Below are 24803 nucleotides of genomic sequence, written 5' to 3' on the forward strand. Positions count from 1 at the left end.
CTTGTTCAGCATCAAGTGCCGAAGAATGAGTTGATCACATTACAAACCTACCTCTGTGACGCATAGTGCAATTTCTGATAAAACAGATGTTGAACTGAATCTACTGGGGCAAAATAGAAAACATGACGATTGAACCCGATTCCTCTAATCTACCAACCCCAGAACCAGTCACCGAAAACGATTTGCAACCGGATGACTTTGACGATGGTGTAACTGAGAAGAACCTAAGCTCAGAAGCACTAGCGACACAACAAGCCTTAGCAGCGATTGGGTCTTTGCAATCTTCGCAACATACAATTGCTTTACAACAAGCCCGTTCTGACTTTCATCAATCCACTAGCAAGCAATTTCAATTTATAGTTAAGCCGAGGGCATTGCTAATTACTCTAATAGCGATCGCCATTACCTTCATTGGAGTTATCCTCAATAACTGGATCGTCGGCATTATCGGAACGCTGATAACTTTGCTGTTATCCCTAGCGATACTATTGCCTTGGTTGCAAAAAGCATTATACGAGTGGTTTTCACCCCAAGAACGCACCCTGTTTGTTGCCATTTTGGGACTAATAGTAGCCATCATCGGCTTGATCAAGTTTACAGGTGTGGGCGATCGCTTGGTACTTTGGGGACGCCAGATTAACTGGGACATTGCTGGAACCCTAGCAGATTGGTTTGGTGCTTTGGGACAAATTCTGATCGCCGTCATCGCCGTTTACGTGGCGTGGCGACAATATGTGATTTCCAAAGACTTGACAATTCAGCAAAACCTGCTGACAGTTCAGCAAAACATAATTACCCAGCAGCAGACAATTGATTCCTATTTCCAAGGTGTTTCAGACTTAGTATTAGATCAAGAAGGATTATTAGAAGATTGGCCCCAAGAGAGAGCGATCGCTGAAGGACGCACGGCGGCAATTTTAAGTAGTGTAGATGGCAGTGGTAAAGCTAAAATTCTCCGCTTTCTCTCACGTTCCAAGTTGCTCTCACCTCTAAAACGCGATCGGCTATTAGGTCGAGCCATTCTCGACGGGAGTGGCGGATATGCAGAAGACCGCCTGGAAGGTGTGCGTGTCATCGATTTAGGCGTAACATTAGCCGCAGCAGACCTTTCTGATACTGATTTGCGTTGGACTGATCTGAGCGAAGCTAATCTTGTCCGCGCTAATCTGAGTGGTTGTGATTTAGTAAAAGCCAACCTTTCCCGCACAATTTTATATAGTGCTAATCTCACTGGTGCCGACGTAAACGGGATTCGCCTATTCTATGGTGTAGTGGATAAAGCATCACCCCGCAGTCGCACTCATCCACCAAATTATCAAACAGGCGAACACACTGGCGCTGTAGTGGAAAATGCCGATTTCACGAATGTACAGCGTATGTCTGAATCTGCACGTAACTACTGTTGCGCTTGGGGTGGTGAAAAAACCAGAGGTACTATCCCTGGTGGTTGTGAAGGCATTCCTAATAAGTTGGGAAAATAGTTATACCAATTTTGGATTAGCTTTAATTAATTTGTGTAATTACCCGCCTTGTAGCAACAATCCCAACAGGCGTTTATTGATCTAATTTTGTAAGAGCCAGGACTGCTGTGTATTATGAAATTATAAAATGGAGGTGGAAGATTCATTAATGCAGTTAGTCAGTCAGGAGCATATTGAAATCTCTTCTGATGTGCGGAGTGGAAAGCCCTGCATTGTTGGTACTCGCATTGCTGTAGAAGATGTGGCAATGATGCATTTAAAGCTAGGATATTCCTTAATTGAGATTGCTGGTAAGTATGACCTGTCACTGGCATCTGTTTATGCAGCAATGGCTTATTACTTTGATCGCCGAGACGATATTGATCGCCGCACAGCAGAAGAGGATGAGTTAGTTGAGGTACTAAAGCAAAATCATCCGTCGCGTCTTCAAGAGAAACTCAGACAGTTGAGGAATGAGTGAGCGAATTCGCTTTCATCTAGATGAAAATGCCGATCCTGCGATCGCCCTTGGCTTGCGCCGTTATGGAATTGATGTCACAACAACCAATGATGTGGACTTACGTACTCAAAGCGATGAAGCCCAGTTAGCATTTATTCAGGAAACACAGCGAGTACTATTCACCCAAGATGCAGATTTTTTGATTATTGCAAGTTCTAGGCTCGATCATCCTGGTATTACCTACTGCAAGAAAGGAACTCGTTCAATTGGTGTAATCATTGAAACTTTGGTTTTGATGTATGAGGTGATGACACCTGAAGAGATGGTGGGACATGTCGAGTTTGTGTGACGTATCTATTCCTCTCTATCAGTATGTGCAACAACTAAAAGTTGTTCAAACCTAGATAAGCACAATAATAACGTAGCATAGTAGATTCAGTAATTTGATAAAATGTAGTTTTTGCATATTTATTTAGTGTATAGTCTTAAAAAGACTCATCATTTTCTAATTTATAAATCATAGTATCAATACTCTTCAAGGAACAGTAATAAATTTTACATGTTAGATCTGCCATTTCTGAAATTGACAAAATTTCTTGAGAGTCATGCTTAAAGTTGTAAATTATTTCATCATATTTTTTTAACTCTTTGTAGTAGTTATTTTTATATTTCTTCACTTTACTAATATATATCGGTTTTTCCTTTGAATAAAGAGAGAAATAATAAAAAAACTTACTTAAAGGAATTAAATAGGGAAGTCCAAAAACAATAGTAAAAATGAGTACTTCAGGTCTCAATGCTACACCAATGAAAAACATCAATATTGATAACCAGCTTGTAGGAATTATGAGAATAATTAAACCAGCCCATTTCCTACTTTCTTTGTAATTGGTTTTATATACATTTAGATTACTATGGCTTACCTCCAATAAAAACAGCTTATGTAGTTTATCTGTACATTTTATTAAATTTTCTTTATCTATTTCTAAAGTTTTTAATTTTTGCGTTTTAAAGTTATTTTCAAGTTCTCTAATTTCTATTTGTTTTTGCAATTCTTTTGCTTTTGCTTTTGCTTTTTCAGCTTTTGCTTTTGCTTTCTCAATTTTATCAAAGTGTTCATGAATAAGATCCAAACAGATGGACTCGATTTCTTGATTTATAAATACTTTTATATCTATATAAATTGCTGATCTAATAGGTAATTTTCCCTTTATAAAATCTAATTTTTCATCCTCTTCATGTTTTTCTTCATAACAAGATATGTATTCCATATAGTAAACTAACTCCTCTTTTCTGATATGCATCAAGTTAGTTACCTTTTTTATTTCAGCTTTTGTTAGTTGGTTTAAAAAAACGTCATAATTACTATAATTATGTCTAAAGTTGTTTAAGGCGTGTCTGCCAAAATAAAACTCAGAATCGAAGATCATATCTTCATTCCAACTATCTCTCCTAATTCCTAAATCATCTTCTTTAAAAAAATAATTAAATTCATAATCAATTCTATCGATAATTCTATCTTTCTCTATTTTAATTAAGGTTTCATAGTAAAATACCAAGTCTTTATAATTAGAAAAAAATTTTTTATTATCCATTATTAATAACCTCAAATATAGTTTAGTAGATAGATGTATGGGCTTGGTATAACGGATAGTTACCGAATAATATTAATTAATGCTGCTTTCTTTACATTTTGGTTAACACACCTTATATCAAAATATATTCGGTTGTTTAGTACCTGTTCTGCCAAACTATCATATAGTTACAAGATTATTGGGTAGAGTAAAATTACGGAATATTATAAAATTTGAGTGTAATTTACACGATTTTCTGATATAGCCCTCTTTTTAGGCAAGCACCCTTGTGCTGTACATAATTCTCTAAGTATTAACTAATGACAAACTAAAAAGCCCGCTAATGCGGGCTTTCTAAATCAATTAAGTTATTGCTTTACTTACCGTTTCGCCAACTTCTTCGACATCTTCCGCAGACGAATTGATTGGGGTGTAACTTCCACCAATTCATCGGGGCCAATGTATTCCAAAGCACGTTCTAGACTCATGTCTATCGGTGCTTGCAGTTGCACCAATTCATCGCCACCAGCCGCGCGGTGGTTGGTTAACTGCTTGGTTTTACAGATATTTAGTTCCAAATCTTGGGAACGATTGTGTTCTCCCACGATCATGCCTCTGTAAACCTTTGTGCCGGGAGTAATAAAGAATGCTCCTCTATCTTCGGCATTTCTCATGGCGTAGAAGGTAGAAACACCTTCTTCAAAGGAGATTAAAACGCCTTTGTTACGAGCTTCAATATCGCCGCTAATTGGACGGTAGTCTAAGAAGCTGTGGTTCATGATGCCTTCGCCACGAGTCATCCGCATGAATTCACCCCGGAAACCAATCAATCCACGGGCGGGAATGACAAACTCTAACTGGGTGCGATCGCCACTACCTGGTTGCATATCTTGCATTTCGCCTTTGCGTTGTCCCAGGCGTTCAATACAGCTACCCACACCATCAGCAGGAATGTCTAACACCAAGAGTTCGTAAGGTTCGCAAGGTTGACCGTTCATTTCACGGTAAATTACCTGTGGCTGAGATACCTGAAACTCGAAGCCTTCCCGACGCATGGTTTCAATTAAGATACCCAGGTGGAGTTCTCCACGACCGGAAACCAGGAATTTATCGGGAGAATCGGTTTCTTCAACACGCAAAGCCACGTTGGTTTCAAGTTCGCGGAATAGGCGATCGCGCACTTGTCTTGATGTCACCAATTTGCCTTCTTGACCAGCAAAAGGCGAATCGTTCACCCAGAAGGCCATTTGCAAGGTTGGTTCATCCACTTTAATTAGTGGTAAAGCTTGCGGTTCATTGGGGTCAGTAATCGTTTCCCCAATATAAGCATCAGCAAAACCAGCCACCGCCACAATATAACCTGCGGTTGCTTCTTCCATCTCTACGCGCTTCAGTCCATCAAAGCCCATCAACTTGGTAATTTTACCCTTGACAATGGTGCCATTTTCTGTAACTAAAGCTGCTTGTTGTCCTGAGCGGATAGTACCGTTGTGAATTCTGCCAATCACAATCCGTCCCAGATATTCAGAATAATCTAGGGTTGTAACTTGCAATTGCAGAGGTTTATTGCTGTCGCCTACTGGTGGTGGAACGTGTTGCAGAATCGCGTTAAACAGGGGTTGCATATCTACCGATTCTGCTTCCAAGCTTTCTTTGGCGAAACCTCCCATACCGGAGGCAAACAGATAGGTAAAATCACACTGGTCTTCATCTGCTCCTAATTCCAAAAACAGATCCAAAACTTTATCAACAGCAACGTGGGGGTCAGTTTGTCCACGATCAATTTTGTTGATTACAACGATGGGGCGCAGCCCTTTTTCCAAAGCTTTTTTCAGAACAAAGCGCGTTTGGGGCATGGGGCCTTCGTTGGCATCGACAATCAGAAGACATCCGTCAACCATGCCGAGTACGCGTTCCACTTCACCACCAAAGTCAGCGTGTCCAGGAGTATCAACAATATTGATTAGTGTTTCTTTGTAGCGAACCGCCGTATTTTTGGACAGGATAGTAATACCCCGTTCCCGTTCTAGGGCGTTGGAGTCCATAACGCAATCCGGAACGTCTTCGCCTTCGCGGAAAATGCCGGATTGTTTGAGGAGTGCGTCAACCAGCGTGGTTTTGCCGTGGTCAACGTGGGCGATAATGGCGACGTTGCGAATTGGGAGCGTCATAGAAACTTTTGGTGAACTCTAGAGGGTGTTTATAAGATTTACATTTGAATGCTAGGCTGTTTTAACAGAATTGGGTATGATCAGCAAATTCTGTAAAGAACCTTTAACAATTCTAGCGTAATCGTCACAATAGCGGGGAGTTTTGTAAATACCACAATGGAGATATGTGGTAATTACCGCGTTGATAGGATAAAAAAAGCTTTTGTTACAAACAGGTGTGGAGTGAAGGACGGTATCGCTTTTGAGAATTGCACCTAATTAGTTGAGATACTTTGCTTTGGTGATAAAGGCGATCGCACCCTTCCTGATATATAAAGTAACCTGATTTTGCAATTGCGATCGCAATCCCTTATTTTTCCTTAAAAGTAGTTTTATTTCTCGGCTGATTAAGCTGTTACGCATTTAACTAGAACATTTACATTAAGGCTGATGACTGTGCCTGATAACCGTTAACTGTCAACAGTTAACGACCCATAATAATTCATGTAGAGACTTTACAGCGCAAATTCTCTACTGAGATTTAAGGTATATTTTAAAAACCAATAAAATGACAGCGATAATAATATGGTCTGCTGCCTAAATCCCAATTGCGAGAATCCCCAAAATCCTGACGGGACAAATTACTGCCTCAGTTGCGGGACACAGTTAGTATCGCTACTGAGAAATCGTTACCGCATAACCGCACCATTAGCCAGAGGAGGGTTTGCACGCACATATGTGGCAGAGGATATAGATAAGCTAAATGAACGATGTGTTGTTAAGCAACTGGTTCTCAGTGAATTTTATCTTAGTCATGGTACTAAGGCACATCAAAAAGCAACTGAATTGTTTGAGCGAGAAGCCAAACGTCTACAAGAACTAGGGGAACATCTGCAAATTCCCAATTTGTATGCATATTTTAAAGAAGGTGAATATCTGTATTTAGTGCAGCAGTTTATTGAAGGTCAAAATCTGTTGCAGGAGTTAAAGCAGCACGGAGTTTTTGATGAAAGTAAAATTCGATCTTTTTTAAATGATTTATTATCTGTGCTGGTAGCCATACATCAACAGCAAATAATTCACCGAGATATTAAGCCAGAAAATATTATTCGTCGTCAGAGTGATCACAAGTTAGTACTAATTGATTTTGGAGTTTCTAAGCAAAAGGCGGAAATTTCAAACACTGCACTTGGGACAATTATTGGTTCATTAGGTTATGCACCAATTGAGCAAATGCAATTGGGTAAAGTTTTTCCTTCCAGTGATCTGTACAGTTTAGGGATAACTTGCTTTCATTTGCTAACAAATATTTCTCCTTCAAATTTCTGGCTTAAACAAGGATATAGTTGGACTTCTAGTTGGCGACAGCATTTGATACAACCCATAAGCCAAGAATTAGAATTGATTCTGGATAAGTTACTCAAAGAAAATCATCAGCAGCGTTATCAGTCTGCACAGGCTGTATTACGAGACTTAAATAATCTACCAAAATTAAAGCAGACACTATCTGCTACATTCATTTCGCCTTCTCAATTATTAGAAGCACAACCACTTCAACAAACAACAACTCGATATTTACCGCAATTATTTAATAGTAAATTATTCTCTGGAGCAATAATTACTAGCTCAGGTAGTTCTTTTTTAGCGATCGCACTTATCAGTTTTCTCGGAACTACTTGGATTAGCTCTGGGTTATGGTTGCTAGTTTTAGGGGGGTTAGTCTTTATTCAATCCCGTTCGATTATGGAAAAAAGTTATTTAATTGTAATTGCCATAATAGCAAATCTACTAATTATCTTGACTTTTAAAAATTTGTTATCTAATAAACTTTTACAATCTGGTATAAAGGGACTGTTACTTGTAGTGTTACTAGTTACTCTTGCAGGTCTATTGACAGTTCTTCTTATGGGTATATGGGAGATAATAAACAAACTTACTTCTAAATATTTTTAAATTTTTAGTTGCGGTAAATTTCTAATTACATCTTGATTTTTGATAAGTTATATATACTTTGGAGAATTATCGATGACAAATAAAAAAGAAAACTTGAGGCTGTTTATTTCTCTGGGGCTAGCAGGAATAATGGTAGCAGCTATTTTGTGGTTCATTAACCAACTTTCTTCTACTATCATACCATCACCTAACCCTACATCAACTTTATATTCACTACCAAGTAAGCCTTCATTCATGAATTTGGGCACAAAGATTTTGGTGAAAGTACAAGCATACCCTGAAAAAAAAGATGGAGTTAAAGCTTTTGGTGAAAACGATTTCACCACTGCGGTGGAAAAATTTACCGCGTCTTTGAAAAATAATCCCAATGATCCGGAAACTTTAATTTATTTAAATAATGCCAAAATTGCCCAAGAGAATTCAGAAGCTCTAAAAGTTGCTATCATCGCACCAATTAACTTCGATATTAATTTAGCACAAGAAATTTTGCGTGGTGTAGCTCAAGCTCAAAATGAAGTTAATAATCAAGGCGGAATTAATGGTAAAAAATTGCAAATTTTGATTGCAAGTTTTGAGAATCGAAAAGATTCGGGACTACTAGATGATGAATTAGTTCAAGACAAGAGCCTTGTAGCCGCAGTGGGTGTTAGGACTAATCCAAAAATTTATAATGAAAAAGGTTTAGTGTTGGTCTTTCCTGTAGAGCGTCCAAGTCAAGCTGAAAATAGAGAAAAATCTGAGCAAACAGTAATTAGTCAGCTTAATACTCCTAAAAATAATTACTTATTTCATGTAAATCCACCATACAGCAATTTAGTAGATATTCATGCTAGATACATTGCTCTACAATCAAGAAATATTGCTATTTGTGGTGATGTTCCTAGCTCAACAAGTAATTCAACTTCCTCATCTAATCAGAATCTTGTAAAACAGTACACTCAAGCTATTCAAGACTATGGAAGGACAGTTATTAGCACGCCTTGTAATTTGTCAGATACAAATTTTGACTATAGAGCTTTTGTCAAGAGAGCCATAGAAGCAGAAAATGCTAGTGGCTTTTTACTAGTACCTTCAATCGACAATATACCTTTTGCCACCAAAGTAGCACAAGAGGTTGGAAATAGAAAACTACTCTTTGCTTCTGAAATTATGTACAGTCCAAAAACTTTAGACAATGGCAGGGATCTGGAAGGAATGGTACTACCTGTGTATTGGCATCGTGATGCTAATAAAGATAACCCATTTGCAAAAACATTTGCCAAAGATGCCTCCAAGCTTTGGAAGGGTGACGTAAATCAAAGAACAGCAGGAGCTTATGATGCAATGCAAGTAATTATCGCTGGCTTGAAACAAGACAACACCCGCGAAGGATTACAAAAAGTACTGTCTAATCCTAATTTTTCAACTTCTGGAGTTACAGGAACGATTAAGTTTTCGCCTTCAGGTGAGCGCCAAGGAGAAGCTTTACTAGTCAAAATTGAGCGTTGTGAGGGTTGTTCTAACACTGGCTACCATTTTACCCTCTTGAATAAGAATTAATTTTTTGAGATTGATTGTCATCCCAGAGACATACTTTCTTGCAGAAGGGTAATCTATTCAAGTTGAATATAATGCTGAATAGGTTGCCCTGATTACTAACTATGAATAAATAGAAGCGATCGCTCTCATTCATTTTTATATTTTCACAAAGCCAAAGTTGATGTTTTTCTACCCTGAGTTGTGAACGCAATCGCTCAAAAGAAAGATGAAATACCCCAAATGTCTATGTCAATCTTATATTAAGTAATAATTATGAACACTTTGCCGAGGAGAACTACGGATGGTAGCTACTTTAGATGATACGAAACGCAATGCTATTGCTATAAAATTGGCAAGTATTAAAGCACTCCAACAGTTGGCTATCGAAAATGAGCAATCGCTTTTGAGCCAAGGACTCGATGCTGAGATTGCTGATCGTATCCGGAACTTCCTCAATGATGACGAGAAAAATCTTGGCGTTCTGGAAACTGTAATTGGTCAGTACGGCATTCAGGCTGAACCCAAAAAAAATGTAACCCAATTCATTGAAAAAGCTCGTGAATTATTCAAGGGTTCTGAGTTAAGCCTATATGAAAAAGTATCTCAGCATGAATTGCTGAAACATCAACTCGTAATGAGTGGCTTGATAGTTCACAAGGCTGCTCAAAAAGTTGGTGCTGACGTTTTGTTAGCGATCGGGCCTTTGAATACCATTAACTTTGAGAACCGCGCTCACCAAGAACAACTCAAAGGTGTTTTGGAAATTCTGGGTGTCCGTGAACTCACTGGACAAGATGCAGATCAAGGAATTTGGGCACGTGTTCAAGACGCTATGGCCGCAGTCAGTGGTGTGGTAGGTAGTGCTGTTACCCAAACCAGTGACAAAAGCGATCTGAATATCCAGGATGTCATCCGCCTCGATCACAACAAGGTAAATACTCTATTTACCGAACTCCTGCAAAGCGACAATCCACAGAAAATCCAAGAGTACTTTGGTCAAATTTACAAGGATCTAAGCGCTCACGCTGAAGCAGAAGAAGAAGTAGTTTATCCAAGAGTACGTCCTTTCTACGGTCAAGATAACACCCAAGAATTGTTTGACGAACAAGCTGAAATGAAGCGCGTGTTAGAGCAAATCAAGGCTGTCAATCCTTCTTCACCCGAATTCAAAGATCAAATTAGACAGCTTATGGAAGCTGTTGGCGACCACATTCGTCAAGAAGAAAGCACAATGTTTGCTGCCATTCGCAACAACTTGAGTACTGAGCAAACCGAGCAACTGGCTACTGAATTCAAAGCCGCTAAGACCCGAATTCAAGAGAAATTGGGCGTTGTTAGCGAATCCAATGCCTAAGATGCTTTCGAGCTTTCTATAATCTGCTAACAAAGGTTAGTTAAGCAAAAACTCCTAGCACATCAATGCTGGGAGTTTTTGTTTGTTTAAAAATTTTGCTGACATTGCTGACAGTATTTATAAGCGGCATAAGCCATAGTTACAACCCCGGTGATAATGGCAGATTCATCGACTTCAAATTGGGGATGGTGTAATGGGTAGTTAATGATTCTTTCTTTGTAGCCTACACCCAAGCGAAACATGGAACCAGGGACGTGTTCCAAATACATAGAAAAATCTTCAGCACCAAGGGATGGTTCGGGTAAAACTTGAACGCGATCGCTACTCCAAGCTTCTTCTGCGGCTGATTGCAATAATTGCGTCAAAACGTAATCATTTTGAACGCTGGGTACGCCCTGGCGATAATTGACTTGATACTTTGCCCCGTAAGTATGGCAGACATTAGATACAATATTTTCAATCCAGTTCGGGAGATGGGCACGGGTTTCGGGATGGAGCGATCGCACGGTTCCCAATAATTGCACTTTATCAGCAATCACATTTGGCGCTCTGCCACCGTTAATTTTCCCTATGCTCAATACTACAGGACGCAAAGGATTCTGCGTCCGGCTGATGGCTTGTTGCATTGCAGTAATCACTTGGGAAGCAATCCAAATCGCATCAATCGCCTCATGGGGACGCGCCCCGTGCCCAGATTCTCCCATAATCAGAATCTCTAAATCATCAGCAGCGGCTGTCAAAGCCCCGTAACGCACCCCAATAGATCCTGCGGGGATAGAAGGGAAAACATGAACCCCTAACACAGCCGAGACGTTTTCCATCGCCCCATCTTTCATCATCCAGCTTGCGCCTTGAGCAATTTCCTCGGCTGGCTGAAATAAAAACCGCACTTTCCCACCCAACTCTTCTGCCACTTGGGACAGAACCATCGCTGTTCCTAACCCCACGGTGGTATGGACATCATGACCACAAGCGTGCATAATTCCCTCTGCACGAGAGGCATATTCCAAATTAGTGCCCTCTTGAATTGGCAAGGCATCCATATCTGTGCGAATTGCCAATAAACGCTCATTTTGGCCCGTGCCTTGCAATTCCCCAATTACGCCCGTTTTGCCAACTCCTTCTTGTACGTGCAGACCACTGGAAGATAAAACACCAGCCACGAAAGCTGCTGTTTGGTACTCCTGACCGCTTAGTTCTGGGTGAGAGTGAATGTGGCGACGAATTTCAATTAAGCGGGGTGCTAGTTTTGTTGCTAAGTCTTTAATCCGGGTAAGCATCGATTCAATTAATCCCTAGGCTTTTTTCCCATGATAAAGAACTGTTAACAAACAAAATGCTCTTTGCCAATAAGGATAGGTCAAGGAAGTAGGGGAAGAAGTAAGGAAGCAGGGAGCAGGGAGCAGGGAGCAGGGAGCAAGGGAGATGAATTTTCCCCTCTGCCCCCTGCACCCCGCCCCTCTGCCTCTTTTCAATGCCCCACGCCCTAGTTTATTTTGTATAGCAGATTGTGCCTGGAGTATTTTCGGGTTGAAACTCGTTACATTCTCTGGGATTTTGACGCTCTAATGACCAGCCATAAGGCTTGTCAGAAGTGACGACACCATTAGCCTGAGTTGTTAGCCGGAAGTTAGCCCCCCGAAAATTGGTAAACTGCAATTTCGCATCTTTTAAGTTTGCTGCTTCCAAATTAGCGCTGATGAAACCGGCATAAGACAGATCGGCATTTTCCAGAGATGCTGATTTCAAATTTGCACCTGTTAAAGAAGCACCACTGAGATTAACCGAATTTAAAACCGCACCTTCTAAATTTGCACCAGTAAGATCGGCATTCGTGAGATTAGCTTGAGATAATGTAGCACCACTCAAGTCAGCACCTCGCAAATTTACTCCAGTTAGATTCAGTTGAGTTAGGTCAGCACCACTCAAATTACACCGGGGACAGGCATTTGTTGCCTTCAACTGATCCAAATCTAGCTGATTTAATCCAAGGGCTTGCTCTGCAAACCCGAAACAAGCTAACAGTGCGACGGTAGCGACAATCTTGAGTTTCATATTTTTTACAGATATCCACAAAAATGGTAGGTGACGCATATTGCGTACTGCCATACTTACATATACCGCCTCTCTAAGGAAGAACAGGGATGAAGCATTGATTAAGAAGCTGTAAAAATACTATAAATTCTAATGGTAAGACTACCCAAACTGAAATCTAGGCTATAGAATCGAGTCGTAAGGAACTATACCGAATCTCTTATAGACTACCATATATGTGATCCCCCTAGCTCGATGAAAAACACGACTAGGGGGATCTTGTTTTTGCTCAAGGTCATCTCCAGATCGTTTACCAAGTTTGAAGGGTGCGGTTTCAAGATTGATGCGTTACTGTTGACCACAGATGGCAGCTAATGCAAGGCTATAAGAGTAGATTAGACTATCAGATACCGCTCATGGCAGCGTACCCATTTATTGAAGCTACTCCAGAATCACTACCATTGCCCTATTCTTTTATCTCAGAAAATTAATTATTTTTGTTATTTAAAAATTAGCTGACGGACAGTAAATAAGGCTGAATAAAGGTTTAATTTTTAATTTTTAATTTGGCTTGGTTATTTGTACAAAAATTATTAATTTACCTGAAAAAGCTTAAACAAGATGCCAGCATTTCAGAAATTTGATTGCTATATTAGATTAAATAACTATTCTGGCAAGGATTGAAAAGCTGTGAGGGATGATTTACAAGGCTTGGAGATTAGTCAGTATGAACTACAAAACCTGACTAGTTTACCTGTCAATAATCAACTTTTAATCATTACAAATCCTCTAAAAAAATTAGCAAGGCTATACATCCAAAAACTTAAAAGTTCTGAAGGCGCAACTGTAATTTTTATTGGATTTGCTACATTTGTTTTTGGTTATCTTTTATTTGATATACTTATAAAATTATTTGTAGCATGGATAATAATCCCATCCTGGGTATTATTAATTATCTTAGGGCTGTGGGTTAGCGGTTTGACACAGATTATTTTATATTTAGTATGGAAAAGCAAAAGCAAAATTGTCAAACTTAATATGACAAATTCTCTGCAAATCCTGTTAAGCGATGTTGAAAGATATAATACTGTTATTAGAGCTATTGATATCAATGATCAGATAGAAGAAGCTGGTAATCCAGAAGTGCTTATAAAGGAAAGAGCGAGTGTGATCGAAGCGTTAAAACTCACTAAATCGGATTTAGTTCGCGCTTTGAAGACAGAAAGGATTTTGAGAGAGAATAAGAGCTTTATCCTCAGTAATACAGAGCTATTTGTCAACAATTTAGCAACTTTAACAGCCATGCAAGTAAATGAACAGGCTACTGAGCATGGAAGATTACTCAATGAAGCATTACAGATTGCATTAGATGTGCAACACGAAATGAAAAGATTACAGACTCAGTGTTAAAACTGATACTTATGCAATGTGTGTAAAAGACGTGAGTTGGAGAGAGCGTAGATGCTCCCTAGTAAGCCCGTAGACGTTGCTGGGTGGATTGGCTTCCACTTTACTCGTCAGATATTCTCAATGGCTTTTTCCATAATCCTTCCCACGGTTGCGATCCCCGGTCTAACATAAAGAATATTCGTAAAGCGATCGCTTATCCACATGGACTGGAAAGAAGTCAGAGGCAACTGGGTAATCATTCCCCGAAATCCCACAGGTATCATCCATTTTTTAGGAGGTGCATTTGTCGCCACTGCACCGCACATCACTTATCGCTGGTTACTTGAGCAACTGGCAAGTAAAGGTTATGTTGTAATTGCTACGCCTTTTGTCAACACCTTGGATCATACTGCGATCGCAAAATCTGTGCTACTAAACTTTGATCGCACCCTCGAACGCCTACACGATTCTGGGGCATTACGCAAGCTTTACTACCCCATCTACGGCATTGGGCACAGTATGGGCTGTAAACTTCACTTGCTGATTGGTAGTCTCTTTAAAGTAGAACGCGCAGGCAACATTTTAATATCCTTCAACAACTACGCTGCTAAAGAAGCTATCCCCTTAGTAGAACAATTTAATTCTACTTTGAAAATCGAGTTTACCCCCTCACCATTAGAAACCAACCAGCTTGTCCAAGAGCGTTATAACATCAGGCGCAATTTATTACTAAAGTTTAGCAATGACACCATTGACCAATCCGCAGCTTTAACCAAAATCTTACAAGAGCGCTTTGATGAGATGGTGACAACACAAACGTTACCAGGAACTCACACAACACCTCTAGGTCAAGACATTAAATGGCAAACTGGAACATCTTTCACCCCCTTTGATGCTTTAGGGCAATGGTTCAAACAAGAAGCATACCGCGACTTGAACCAGCTAAAAAATACCATCCTCTTGTGGATGAACCCTGTTGCACCCCCATAATGTTTTATGACTCTTAAAAAATCCTGAATTCGACGAAAAAATAAAAATGAGTTAGTAGTATTTATTTGTTAAGGCTACTAACTCATTAGCCCATATTCTCTTTTTATTATCTATTTTTACAAAAATTTATTAATTAGTATTTACTAAAACTTTCTATGTTTCAAATATTAATAATTGATGATGATTATTCCATAAAAACACTTCTGAAAAGGATGTTGGAAAAACAGGGTTATGAGGTAGTTACTGCCAGTAGCGGTGAGGAAGGCATAGAAAAGGCACTGGCTTACCGTCCAGCACTAATTATTTGTGATTGGATCATGCCTGGGTTGACTGGTCTAGAAGTCTGCCACCACATTAAGACAGATCCTAAATTTTATACCACATTTTTTATTTTATTAACATCTTTAGATTCCGTTGCCGATTGCGTCAAAGGTCTAGATGCTGGTGCTGATGATTTTATCTCTAAACCTATCGAGCATAACGAATTGCAAGCACGGGTAAGAGCTGGATTACGTCTGCATCAGTTGAGTAGAGATTTGCAGGCTCAAAAGTTGCTCTTAGAATCAGAAATGTCAGAAGCCGCAGAATATGTGCGATCGCTACTGCCTTTTCCCATGACTGAACCCTTCAATATAAATTTCCGATTCATTCCTTCACGGCAACTCGGCGGTGACTGTTTTGATTATTATTGGCTCGATGATAATTATTTGGCAATTTACTTACTTGATACTGCCGGACATGGACTCAAAGCTACTCTTCCCTCTATTTCAGTGCTGAACTTGCTGCGTTCCCGTGCGCTCAAAGGCCTAAATTATTATCAACCTAGCGATGTGTTGAAGGCTTTGAATGATACCTTTCAGATGAATTATCAAAATGACAAATACTTTACGATTTGGTACGGAGTTTACAACCTAACCAACCGCCAGTTAGTTTATGCTAGCGCAGGTCATCCACCAGCAATTTTAATAACTGGTATATCTCCAAGAAAATCTGAAGTTAAACTCTTGAAAACTCCCGGTATGCCAGTTGGGATGTTTCCAGAAGCAAAATATGTTGATGGATTTTGCAATATTGAAGAATTTAGTACTCTTTATATTTTTAGTGATGGTGCTTATGAAATCACTAAATCAGATGGCACACTTTGGAGTTTGGATGCTTTTATTCAGCTACTTGTTAGCTTACAACATCCTGTTGATTGCCAACTTGATCACATACTGAGTTATTTAATAGCTCTGAACTCCAAAGATGCTTTTGATGATGATTTATCTATTTTGCAAATGAACTTTGATTAATTAAGTCTTTGAGACTAATACCTGATTAAATGCCTCTTGGCTAGGAAATATTTCAAATACTTTATCCATATTAGTTAGTTCAAATAATATCCTGACTTGTTCATTAATTGAGCAGAGAAAAAGCTGACTATCCGCGGCCCGTAAAGTTTTGAAAGCTAATACTAAAGCTCCCAAACCTGAACTATCCATAAATGTAACATCTTGAAAATCAACTAACACAATTTTTGTACCATCTTCTAAAGTTTCAGTAATATTTTGTCGGAGGTTTTGTGAAGTTGTGGCATTTAAATTACCACTGAGCTTAATAACTTTTACTTGTTCTTTCATAATTATGTCACACTGAATTTTTGTAAAAAATGCTCTGATTTTGCTATTATATACCCATACTATAAAATTTAAAAATGCTTACAAGGAAAAATCATAGTTTATTACTAAGTAATTATTGATAATTAATATCAAAGGAAATAAAAATAAACAATAAATATTTTGTGTTAGTGTTTATTCTATTATTTAACTAAAAATTACATAATTACTAGTAATTAGCAAAGTAAAAATAACCAAAATTTTCAAAGATTAAATATTGAGTTCTATACAAGCAAAAGTTCCAGCCTTTCATATTATTTGTAAAACTGAAATTCGTTCAATAAGCATTATTGGCGGGTGAAAAGTTTTAATATCAAGCAATTGTAAAAAAGTGAGCTTTAGGGGCGTTAGAGGAAAGCAAAAAATTGCCTCCTAACTCCCTCAAACAGGACTTACTTTTGCTCGATAAAGTAGCTTATCACCTTGAAGGTAGCCAGTGTAGCGCACCTTCACTATTGCTCCAGGTTGTGAAGTTCCCTCCATTAATTGGTGTAGTTGGGGATCATAAGGTAATTCTGCTCCCACGGGTGCGATCGCTTCCACTCCCCACGCTTGTAAAAGCTTTTCTAAGGGTTTTTGCACCAACGGTACTATTTTGACTGCTGCTAGCTGAGGATTCTCCTGTGCTTTCTGTGCTGCTGTTGGCCATTGCAATAATAAAGACTCCAGCAATTGCAAACTCGACTGCTGGAGTTCTTGTAGTACTATCTCTCGCTGCTGTTCTATTTGTTGCTGCGATCGCTGGTACTCTTTTCTTAAATCTGTAATTTCTTCTAATAATTTCTGAGTGGGCGGCGCTTTCTCTTTTAAGAACTCTACAGTTGAAAAAGTTGCGATTAATTCATTCAATGAAATTTGTAGCACTGGCGATAGCTTGAGCAGTACATCTAGGCGCATCTGCTCTAGCTTGCCTTGGCGTAACCGCAAAAGTTGACGCTCTGATACGCCAGCAACGCGACTCAGTGCTTTAAAACTAGAAATACCCGCCTGTTGCATTAAATCTTGCAACTTTTGGGAATTGGGCATTGGGCATTGGGAATTAGGCATTGGGAATTGGGAATTGGAAATTGGGAATTGGGCATTGGGAATTGGTGATTAAGTTTATTCACTATTCGCTATTCCCTATGCCCCATCCCTATTCTTCCAGTAAACTTCTCAACATCCAAGCTGTCTTTTCGTGTACTTGCATCCGCTGAGTTAATAAATCGGCGGTGGGTTCGTCGTTAACTTCCTCTAGCACAGGGAAAATAGACCGTGCAGTTCGGACTACGGCTTCTTGTCCTTCCACTAGTAAACCGATCATTTCCACAGCTTTAGGAACCCCGGGAGTTTCTGGAATCGAACTCAGTTTGGCATATTCGCTGTAGGTTCCCGGTGCGGGATAGCCAAGCGCTCTAATTCTCTCGGCTATTAAATCAACTGCTAAAGCTAATTCTGTATACTGGGTTTCAAACATCAAATGCAATGTTTGGAACATCGGCCCCGTAACATTCCAATGGAAGTTATGAGTCTTCAGATAAAGTGTATAAGTATCAGCCAACAGCCGAGATAAACCCTCGGCAATTTTAGCCCTACTCACCTCGTCAATGCCTATATTTACATTATTGACTGTTACTTTCGATGACATAATTTTCTCCTAATTAGGTTATATGTAATTGGGGATTGGGCATTGGGCATTAGTCAGGAGTTAGCAATTACTATTCTCCCCCTGCTCCCCCTGCCTCCCCTGCTCCTTACTCCCTACTCTCATTCTCTATGCCAAGTGCATCTTTAAGACACTGCGGGGTGCTTTACGGACTCTGGCTAATACGGTTTCTTTGCCTAAACGCTGGCAAGCCTCATACCGATGGCAACCAGAAAAGCCATAATATTGTCCATCTACTTCTAGGACATCAATAGGTTCCTGCTGCCCAATCTCCGCAATCGATTCCATTAAGGCTTGTACTTTATTGGGATCGTTTGCACGGGGCAATGGCCGTTTTATTTGATTTAATGGAATTTCTTGGACTCTAACCATAAGGAGTTTATCCAACTAGTTCTGTTTTGTGTCTCTAAATAAATCATAGTCGTTATGACTTTGTTTAGCAACTAGTATTTGGGGCAAAACTGGTAATGGTATCATTGGAGCACTCATGCGACAAAAAAACCGCGCTACAAAGCAATTAGAAAATCAGCTCCAACACCACATTAAGGGGCAAAAGACGCTCGAATACTTGCTAACGCTTCTCTCCGAGACGCTTCGCGAACGCTATCAGGTAGCCATGAAATTTTCGTTTTGGCGTTTTTCCCACACTGTGCTGGCCGCATTTTGTCTATTGGGACTGAGTGCTGCATCAGGGCCTGAGAGTAACATCCAGGATATGGAGTTGAAAATTGGGATTGTGCAGCGATTTGGCTCACAACCTACAGCCAAGCTGCAACTCGAACCCACAAAAGGCGATCGCTTAAAGCTAAAATTTAAAGCGGGCAACAAGCAACAAACCCTAGTTACCAAGAACCCTGTAAAACTGGAAACAGTCATACAGGCTTTACCTCAGCCAACGGTTGAGGAAGTGGTAGTTTTGGGCACATTTCGCACCTTTGAAACTGCGGAAGACAGTGCTAATAAATGGCGTTCTCAGGGAATAGAAGTGGAAATAGCCCAGCCAGAACGCTGGCAGGTTTGGGCAAAACGAGATGTTTATAGCACTCCTTTACTGCGACGCTTACTGTTGCAAAACATCCAAGCTTCTACCAATGAAAAAGTATATCTTGATACTAAAATTTTAAAACAAGTGCCGCGAGTTAGTTGGGTGGTGGATGATAACCGCTATAGCCCGAATGATTTGGAAATTAGCACTGATAAAAACTTGATTCGGGTGAATAAAAGCGAAAAACCAGAGACTGCTCGTCTTTATGCCGGGCGACTGAATTTGCAGCCAAACGCTTACGGCACATACACTTTAGTTAACCAAGTACCTTTAGAAACTTATTTGCGTGGGGTTGTGCCTTACGAAATAGGTACAGATGCACCAACAGCGGCGCTTGAAGCCCAAGCAATTCTCGCTCGGACTTATGCTTTAAGAAATTTACGCAGGTTCGCCGCAGATAATTATCAATTGTGTGCTGATACTCACTGTCAAGTTTATTATGGGCTGAATGGAGCGGCTGCTAAAACAGACCGAGCGATCGCCTCAACCAGGGGTAAGGTAGTAACCTATAAAAACGAACTAGTAGATGCCCTTTATTCTTCCACCACTGGCGGCGTTACTGCTTCCTTCAGCGATGTCTGGAATGGCGATGATCGTCCCTATCTGCGCCCTGTACTGGATGCTGCAACTAATTTTTGGAATTTGTCTAAGCAGAGTTTAGCAGATGAAAAGAATTTCCAAAAATTTATTAATATGCAACAAGGATTTAATGAAAGCAAGTGGGATATGTTTCGTTGGCACAAGGAAACCTCTTTAGAGGATATTACCAAGGACTTGCAGAAATTTTTGCAGGTGAAAAACAGTCCCCATGCCAAATTTAAGACAATTCAGGCTATGGCAGTAGTGAAGCGAAGCCAGAGTGGACGCATCCTTGAACTTGCCGTTAAAACTGATAACAGTACCTTTGTTCTCCAGAAAGACGAAGTTCGCAGTGCCTTTGCTGCTCCCAGAAGTACGTTATTTTACATAGAACCCCTGAACAAAGGAAAACCTGAAATGTGGGGATACGCCTTTATTGGTGGTGGATTAGGACACGGAGTCGGCTTGAGTCAAACTGGCGCTCAAAATTTAGCTAAATTAGGTTGGTCAAGTCCAAAAATTCTCCAATTCTACTATCCTGGTACTCAGATCCAGACTCTCAGCAAAGAGACTAAACTTTGAGATAATCAATATTTAAGGTGTATCTATTTTCAGTTAAGAATCGGGAGTCAACAAAAAGCCAAGGGGAGGCAGCGCGGTCTTCTTCCAACGCAAAATAGCCTGTCTGTAAGAAGCTGGTGTGTTTTCCTGCTGCCACGACCCTCGCAGTGGGGAAACTCCATGATCAAAAAATCAAGCAGGAACACAAAATTTCCTGTGTTCTTGCTCAACATAAAATTAGGCTTTTTGTCAAAGTCGCTTTATAGACACTGCATTGAAAGGGCATTGACACTATATGCGGTGCTTCTATTTTTTCAACGTTAGTAACTCTTGCAAGAGATTTATTGTTGAGGGACTTAACTCTTAGTAGAGTTCTTCTTCTTTATGAGTTTCGATTGTCAGGTCAGAGGTAGGGTAAGCGACACAGGTCAGTACATATCCAGCTTCTATTTGATCGTCATCTAAGAATGACTGGTCACCCTGATCAACAGTACCCTTTACGAGTTTACCTGCACAGGTCGAGCAAGCACCAGCGCGGCAAGAATAGGGTAGGTCAAGACCAGCTTCTTCGGCAGCGTCTAGAATATAAGTATCGTCATCAACGTCAAGGGTTGTGTTCAGTCCTTCGGCCTCGTTGATTAGCGTTACTTTATAACTTGGCATTGAGTAATCCTCTCTTTTGCAAACGGTAGTATAAGTTATCTTTAGGCAAAGGTTACGGCTATTCTGTGGGATTAGCCGTTGGTTCAAATTTGCTTCAATTCTGATACTACGAGAAAAATTAAATTATGTAACTGGAAATTGAACCCGATTAGTAATGAAATTTAGTTACTTAATCCCGATAAGTTTTATTTATATTATTTACTGCCCTAGTAGGGATGTAATTAGAAAAACTTATCTTAATAGATACAAAATATGAATAGTATTAATACCACCGATTTTTTGTAGCACTTACGTAGAAGAGATCGTGAACTTCCCTTAAAAATCATGGCTGCTTCATTCGCTCAAGTAGAGATTTTCTCAATATTATGAGCGAGAAATAAGCTTTGAGTTAGTAATCTAAAAAACACCGTAGCAACTCCGTGAATTTAAGTGCAACCGCCATCTAACCAATCTGAAAAACTGGTTGCTAATTATACAGCCATGATTGTGAACGCCTCCATGCTTTCGTGATTATAGTTTTGAAAACACGCCCTAGTACGAATGTTGTAGAGTCTAAACTGGTGAAGTCATTCGATTCCCCATAAAGAGAGAATTTCACCACTTGAAGCGTGAAAGAATCAAAAACAGAACTAGTCAGGATCATGTATAATTCAGAAGCAGCTTTGGAAAAAGCAAGAGTGCGTGTAGGTTTGGTGGGTACTGGGTATGCGGCAAAGTTTCGAGCTAAGGCATTGCTTGATAATGAGCGATCGCGATCGCAGTTAATAGCAGCTGTTGGTCATACCGCAGAAAAAACAGAAACCTTTGCCAAAGAGTACGAGATTGAGGCGTTGAGTTCTTGGCAAGAGCTAGTAGAGCGGCAAGATATAGACCTAGTCGTGATTTGCACTATTAATCGAGATCATGGTGCGATCGCTCGTGCAGCACTTAGCAACGGCAAAGATGTGATTGTAGAGTATCCTCTTTCGTTGGATGTAGTCGAAGCTGAAGAATTGATTGCCTTAGCCAAAGCACAACAAAAACTCCTGCACGTTGAACACCTAGAACTTTTGGGTGGTTTGCATCAAGCCTTGAAGCAAAACTTAGCCAAAATTGGTGAAGTGTTTTATGTTCGTTACAGCACCATCAATCCCCAGCATCCTGCACCCCGCAAATGGACTTATAACCACGATTTATTCGGTTTTCCTTTAATTGGCGCTTTGTCTCGCATACATCGTCTTACAGATTTATTTGGTAAAGTATTTACAGTTAACTGTCACCAGCGATATGGGCAAATAGAACCAGAATACTACCAAAGCTGTTTCTGCACTAGTGAACTCTCCTTTGACAGTGGGCTTTTAGCTCAAGTAGTCTACGGCAAAGGTGAAAGTATTTGGCAATCAGAACGCAAGTTTGAAGTTCACGGAGAAAAAGGTGGTTTAATTTTTGATGGTGACACAGGAATTTTCATCCAGCCAGGGGAAACAACACCTATAGAAGTTGGCCCTCGCCGGGGTTTGTTCGCCAAAGACACGAGTATGGTGTTAGACCATCTTTTTGATGGTACTCCTTTATACGTTACCCCAGAGGAAAGCTTGTATACCCTAAAGGTTGCTGAAGCTGCACAAAGAGCTGCAAAGACAGGGTTAACTATGTTTATGAAAAATATCTAGATAAAAGTTAATGAAAACCGAACTAATTGTTATTTTATCCCAACGAGAATTAGACAAAATGCGGCAAGCTGGACGTTTAGCAGCTAAACTTCTCCAGCATCTCGAACCGTTTGTGAAGCCAGGGGTTAGCACTCTTGAATTAAATGATGAAGCCGAACGTTGGACGCAAGCGCATGGAGCGAAAAGCGCACCCCTTGGCTATAAGGGCTATCCTAAATCGATTTGCACCAGTGTAAATGAGGTAATTTGTCATGGCATTCCCAATGCCAAGCAAATCCTTAAGGAAGGTGACATCATTAATATTGATGTAACGCCGATTCTTGAAGGTTATCACGGCGATACATCTAAGACATTCTTTGTCGGTACCCCTTCGCCAAAAACGAGAAAGCTGGTAGAGGTAACAGAAGAGTGTTTGCGCTTGGGTATTGCTGAAGTTAAACCTGGGGCACGTATTGGAGATATTGGTGCAGCTATTCAAGAGTATGCTGAAGGGCAAGGCTTTTCTGTAGTGCGAGATTTTGTTGGACACGGTATTAGTAATATTTTCCATACTGCGCCGGATGTTCCCCACTATGGCACACGCGGTAAGGGCAAGCGCCTCAGACCAGGAATGGTTTTTACTATTGAGCCAATGATTAACGAAGGCACTTACGAAGTTGAGGTTCTGGCTGATAAGTGGACTGCTGTAACGCGCGATCGCAAGCTTTCTGCTCAATGTGAGCATACCTTAGCTGTAACTGAAGATGGCGTTGAAATTCTCACTCTACCAGAAGGCAAAAATTACTGGGCTGTATAATAACAAGAAGGCTCATCTATACCTGAACCTAACACCCTTCAAATTGCTTGAAGCTTTGTAAGAACTACTATTATGGCTTTTTGGGTAAACCCCTGAAATACTGTGAATTTCGGGTGGTGTTGGGTTAAAAAAGAAACATGAAAATTATCAGACCCATCACTAATTGGTTAGAAACTCGTGCTTGTGCCCCTGCATACGGCGGTTGGGTACTAGCAGCTACGGCTATTTGTTTTTTTGGAGCAGGTATCAATACGATGGCTGGTTGGCTGTACGCCATTAGCGGCATTAGTTTTGCCCTTTTGGGTGTAGCAGCCATCTTACCGCCGCGATCGCTCACAGGTCTATCGATCACCCGTCGTCCCATGCAACCTGTGTCAGCCGGTGATGATCTAACTGTGGAATTAGAAATCCGCAATCAGACACAGCAGCCTGTAAGCTTATTGCAAATCGAAGATATATTACCCTTCGTCTTAGGTAAACCAGTACAAAAGGCAATCGAAACAATTCCTAGCCAAGGTAGTTACCGTTGGATATATTACCACCCTACCCAGCGCCGGGGCGTTTATCGTTGGCATACAGTCGAACTAGGTTCTGGTGCGCCTTTGGGGTTGTTTTGGTGTCGCCGTCAGCGTGATTGTGCTGCTACAGCGATCGTCTATCCTACAGTGTTACCCTTGGCTACCTGCCCCCTAGTAGACGAAATGGGACAAGAAGAGAGCAAAAGGGGCGATCCTCGTGGTAGACCCTTGCAGACAGCGACAACGGGATTGGTGCGATCGCTCCGTCCTTATCGTCTAGGAGATCCTACTCGTCTGATTCACTGGCGGACTAGCGCCCGCTATGGAGAATTAAGGGTGCGGGAGTTAGAAATGGTGACAGGTGGACAAGAGATAGTTATTGCTCTTGACAGCGCTAGTAATTGGGAAGAAGAAAACTTTGAACAAGCAGTAATTGCCGCAGCATCACTGTACTTTTATGCACAGCAACAGCAATTACAGGTGCAACTATGGACAGCATTGACAGATTTAATCAAAGGCGATGCCTATGTTTTAGAAACCTTAGCAGCAACTACAGCCCTAGAAGATGCTAGTTCAGTAGTTCCTAAAAACTATCCTTTAATTTGGCTGACTCAAAACCCCCTGAGTGTTGCTACTCTTCCTCAAGGCAGTCGCTGGGTTTTGTGGTCAAATATTTTCTCACCAGGAGAACAAGAGGTAATCAATTGGGAACGCCCTGGTATAGTTTTGCAAAGCGATCGCCCACTGCAACCCCAACTCCAAAAAACATTACATTTAACGTGAGTTCGACAAGTCTTATTTGACCTC

The 24803-nt window shown here is 40.4% G+C and carries 23 protein-coding genes; 13 read left to right on the forward strand and 10 right to left on the reverse strand.

Annotation, left to right across the window (positions count from 1 at the left end; all coding sequences use genetic code 11):
- The first annotated feature begins 122 nt into the window (after positions 1–122).
- The 3 genes from H6G26_RS14355 to H6G26_RS14365 all read left to right on the forward strand — a co-directional run bounded on the left by H6G26_RS14355 (position 123) and on the right by H6G26_RS14365 (position 2269).
- Positions 123–1481 carry a pentapeptide repeat-containing protein gene (locus tag H6G26_RS14355; RefSeq protein ID WP_190729904.1) on the forward strand — a complete coding sequence of 453 codons (1359 nt, stop codon included), beginning with the start codon at positions 123–125 and terminating at the stop codon, positions 1479–1481.
- Between the two features lie 148 nt (positions 1482–1629).
- Complete coding sequence (locus H6G26_RS14360) at positions 1630–1941, forward strand: DUF433 domain-containing protein (RefSeq protein ID WP_190729905.1); 312 nt, start codon at positions 1630–1632, stop codon at positions 1939–1941.
- Positions 1934–2269: a DUF5615 family PIN-like protein gene (locus H6G26_RS14365; RefSeq protein WP_190729906.1), complete on the forward strand. Its 336-nt coding sequence runs from the start codon at positions 1934–1936 to the stop codon at positions 2267–2269. The genes H6G26_RS14360 and H6G26_RS14365 overlap by 8 nt, the downstream gene beginning before the upstream one ends.
- A 136-nt stretch (positions 2270–2405) precedes the next feature.
- Here the strand turns inward: H6G26_RS14365 and H6G26_RS14370 are convergent, their stop codons facing one another.
- From H6G26_RS14370 to H6G26_RS14380, 3 genes are all read right to left on the reverse strand, one after another.
- A complete protein-coding gene (locus tag H6G26_RS14370; protein WP_190729907.1) occupies positions 2406–3515 on the reverse strand; it encodes a hypothetical protein in 1110 nt (369 codons plus the stop codon).
- Between the two features lie 359 nt (positions 3516–3874).
- Complete coding sequence (typA, locus tag H6G26_RS14375) at positions 3875–5665, reverse strand: translational GTPase TypA (protein ID WP_190729908.1); 1791 nt, start codon at positions 5663–5665, stop codon at positions 3875–3877.
- 258 nt (positions 5666–5923) lie between these two features.
- The gene (locus H6G26_RS14380) at positions 5924–6067 is read right to left on the reverse strand and encodes a hypothetical protein (protein WP_190729909.1); all 144 of its coding nucleotides are present in this window, start codon (positions 6065–6067) and stop codon (positions 5924–5926) included.
- A gap of 162 nt (positions 6068–6229) precedes the next feature.
- On the opposite strand from H6G26_RS14380, the gene H6G26_RS14385 reads away from it, so the two are divergent.
- From H6G26_RS14385 to H6G26_RS14395, 3 genes are all read left to right on the forward strand, one after another.
- Positions 6230–7597 carry a serine/threonine-protein kinase gene (locus H6G26_RS14385; protein WP_190729910.1) on the forward strand — a complete coding sequence of 456 codons (1368 nt, stop codon included), beginning with the start codon at positions 6230–6232 and terminating at the stop codon, positions 7595–7597.
- 72 nt (positions 7598–7669) lie between these two features.
- On the forward strand, positions 7670–9136 hold the full coding sequence (locus H6G26_RS14390) for an ABC transporter substrate-binding protein (protein WP_190729911.1): 1467 nt from the start codon (positions 7670–7672) through the stop codon (positions 9134–9136).
- A 280-nt stretch (positions 9137–9416) separates the two neighbouring features.
- Positions 9417–10469, forward strand: a complete 1053-nt coding sequence (locus tag H6G26_RS14395) for a hemerythrin domain-containing protein (RefSeq protein ID WP_190729912.1) — start codon at positions 9417–9419, stop codon at positions 10467–10469.
- 86 nt (positions 10470–10555) lie between these two features.
- Here the strand turns inward: H6G26_RS14395 and H6G26_RS14400 are convergent, their stop codons facing one another.
- Positions 10556–11749 (reverse strand): M20 family metallopeptidase, encoded by a 1194-nt coding sequence (locus tag H6G26_RS14400; RefSeq protein WP_190729913.1) that lies wholly within the window; start codon positions 11747–11749, stop codon positions 10556–10558.
- Positions 11750–11960: 211 nt separating this feature from the next.
- Positions 11961–12524, reverse strand: a complete 564-nt coding sequence (locus H6G26_RS14405) for a pentapeptide repeat-containing protein (protein ID WP_190729965.1) — start codon at positions 12522–12524, stop codon at positions 11961–11963.
- A 669-nt stretch (positions 12525–13193) separates the two neighbouring features.
- On the opposite strand from H6G26_RS14405, the gene H6G26_RS14410 reads away from it, so the two are divergent.
- From H6G26_RS14410 to H6G26_RS14420, 3 genes are all read left to right on the forward strand, one after another.
- Positions 13194–13913 (forward strand): hypothetical protein, encoded by a 720-nt coding sequence (locus H6G26_RS14410; RefSeq protein WP_190729914.1) that lies wholly within the window; start codon positions 13194–13196, stop codon positions 13911–13913.
- Positions 13914–14114: 201 nt separating this feature from the next.
- A complete protein-coding gene (locus H6G26_RS14415; protein WP_190729915.1) occupies positions 14115–14882 on the forward strand; it encodes a DUF1350 family protein in 768 nt (255 codons plus the stop codon).
- Positions 14883–15037: 155 nt separating this feature from the next.
- Positions 15038–16174 (forward strand): SpoIIE family protein phosphatase, encoded by a 1137-nt coding sequence (locus H6G26_RS14420; RefSeq protein ID WP_190729916.1) that lies wholly within the window; start codon positions 15038–15040, stop codon positions 16172–16174.
- On the opposite strand, the gene H6G26_RS14425 is transcribed toward H6G26_RS14420, so the two are convergent.
- The 4 genes from H6G26_RS14425 to H6G26_RS14440 all read right to left on the reverse strand — a co-directional run bounded on the left by H6G26_RS14425 (position 16175) and on the right by H6G26_RS14440 (position 18554).
- On the reverse strand, positions 16175–16507 hold the full coding sequence (locus tag H6G26_RS14425) for an STAS domain-containing protein (protein WP_347242465.1): 333 nt from the start codon (positions 16505–16507) through the stop codon (positions 16175–16177).
- Between the two features lie 411 nt (positions 16508–16918).
- Positions 16919–17563, reverse strand: a complete 645-nt coding sequence (gene grpE / locus H6G26_RS14430) for a nucleotide exchange factor GrpE (RefSeq protein WP_190729966.1) — start codon at positions 17561–17563, stop codon at positions 16919–16921.
- A 109-nt stretch (positions 17564–17672) separates the two neighbouring features.
- A complete protein-coding gene (locus H6G26_RS14435) occupies positions 17673–18164 on the reverse strand; it encodes a Dps family protein (RefSeq protein ID WP_190729918.1) in 492 nt (163 codons plus the stop codon).
- A gap of 126 nt (positions 18165–18290) precedes the next feature.
- Positions 18291–18554, reverse strand: a complete 264-nt coding sequence (locus H6G26_RS14440) for a sulfiredoxin (RefSeq protein ID WP_012410090.1) — start codon at positions 18552–18554, stop codon at positions 18291–18293.
- A 115-nt stretch (positions 18555–18669) separates the two neighbouring features.
- Between H6G26_RS14440 and H6G26_RS14445 the strand changes: the two genes are divergently transcribed.
- Positions 18670–20388 (forward strand): SpoIID/LytB domain-containing protein, encoded by a 1719-nt coding sequence (locus H6G26_RS14445; protein ID WP_190729919.1) that lies wholly within the window; start codon positions 18670–18672, stop codon positions 20386–20388.
- A 342-nt stretch (positions 20389–20730) separates the two neighbouring features.
- Here H6G26_RS14445 and H6G26_RS14450 read toward each other — a convergent pair whose 3' ends face one another.
- Complete coding sequence (locus H6G26_RS14450) at positions 20731–21030, reverse strand: ferredoxin (protein WP_190729920.1); 300 nt, start codon at positions 21028–21030, stop codon at positions 20731–20733.
- Positions 21031–21671: 641 nt separating this feature from the next.
- On the opposite strand from H6G26_RS14450, the gene H6G26_RS14455 reads away from it, so the two are divergent.
- From H6G26_RS14455 to H6G26_RS14465, 3 genes are all read left to right on the forward strand, one after another.
- On the forward strand, positions 21672–22682 hold the full coding sequence (locus tag H6G26_RS14455) for a Gfo/Idh/MocA family oxidoreductase (protein ID WP_190729921.1): 1011 nt from the start codon (positions 21672–21674) through the stop codon (positions 22680–22682).
- A 10-nt stretch (positions 22683–22692) separates the two neighbouring features.
- A complete protein-coding gene (gene map / locus H6G26_RS14460) occupies positions 22693–23478 on the forward strand; it encodes a type I methionyl aminopeptidase (RefSeq protein WP_190729922.1) in 786 nt (261 codons plus the stop codon).
- Between the two features lie 137 nt (positions 23479–23615).
- On the forward strand, positions 23616–24779 hold the full coding sequence (locus H6G26_RS14465) for a DUF58 domain-containing protein (protein ID WP_190729923.1): 1164 nt from the start codon (positions 23616–23618) through the stop codon (positions 24777–24779).
- Positions 24780–24803: the final 24 nt, after the last annotated feature.

The organism is Nostoc sp. FACHB-888, from assembly GCF_014696655.1.
Lineage (GTDB): Bacteria > Cyanobacteriota > Cyanobacteriia > Cyanobacteriales > Nostocaceae > Nostoc.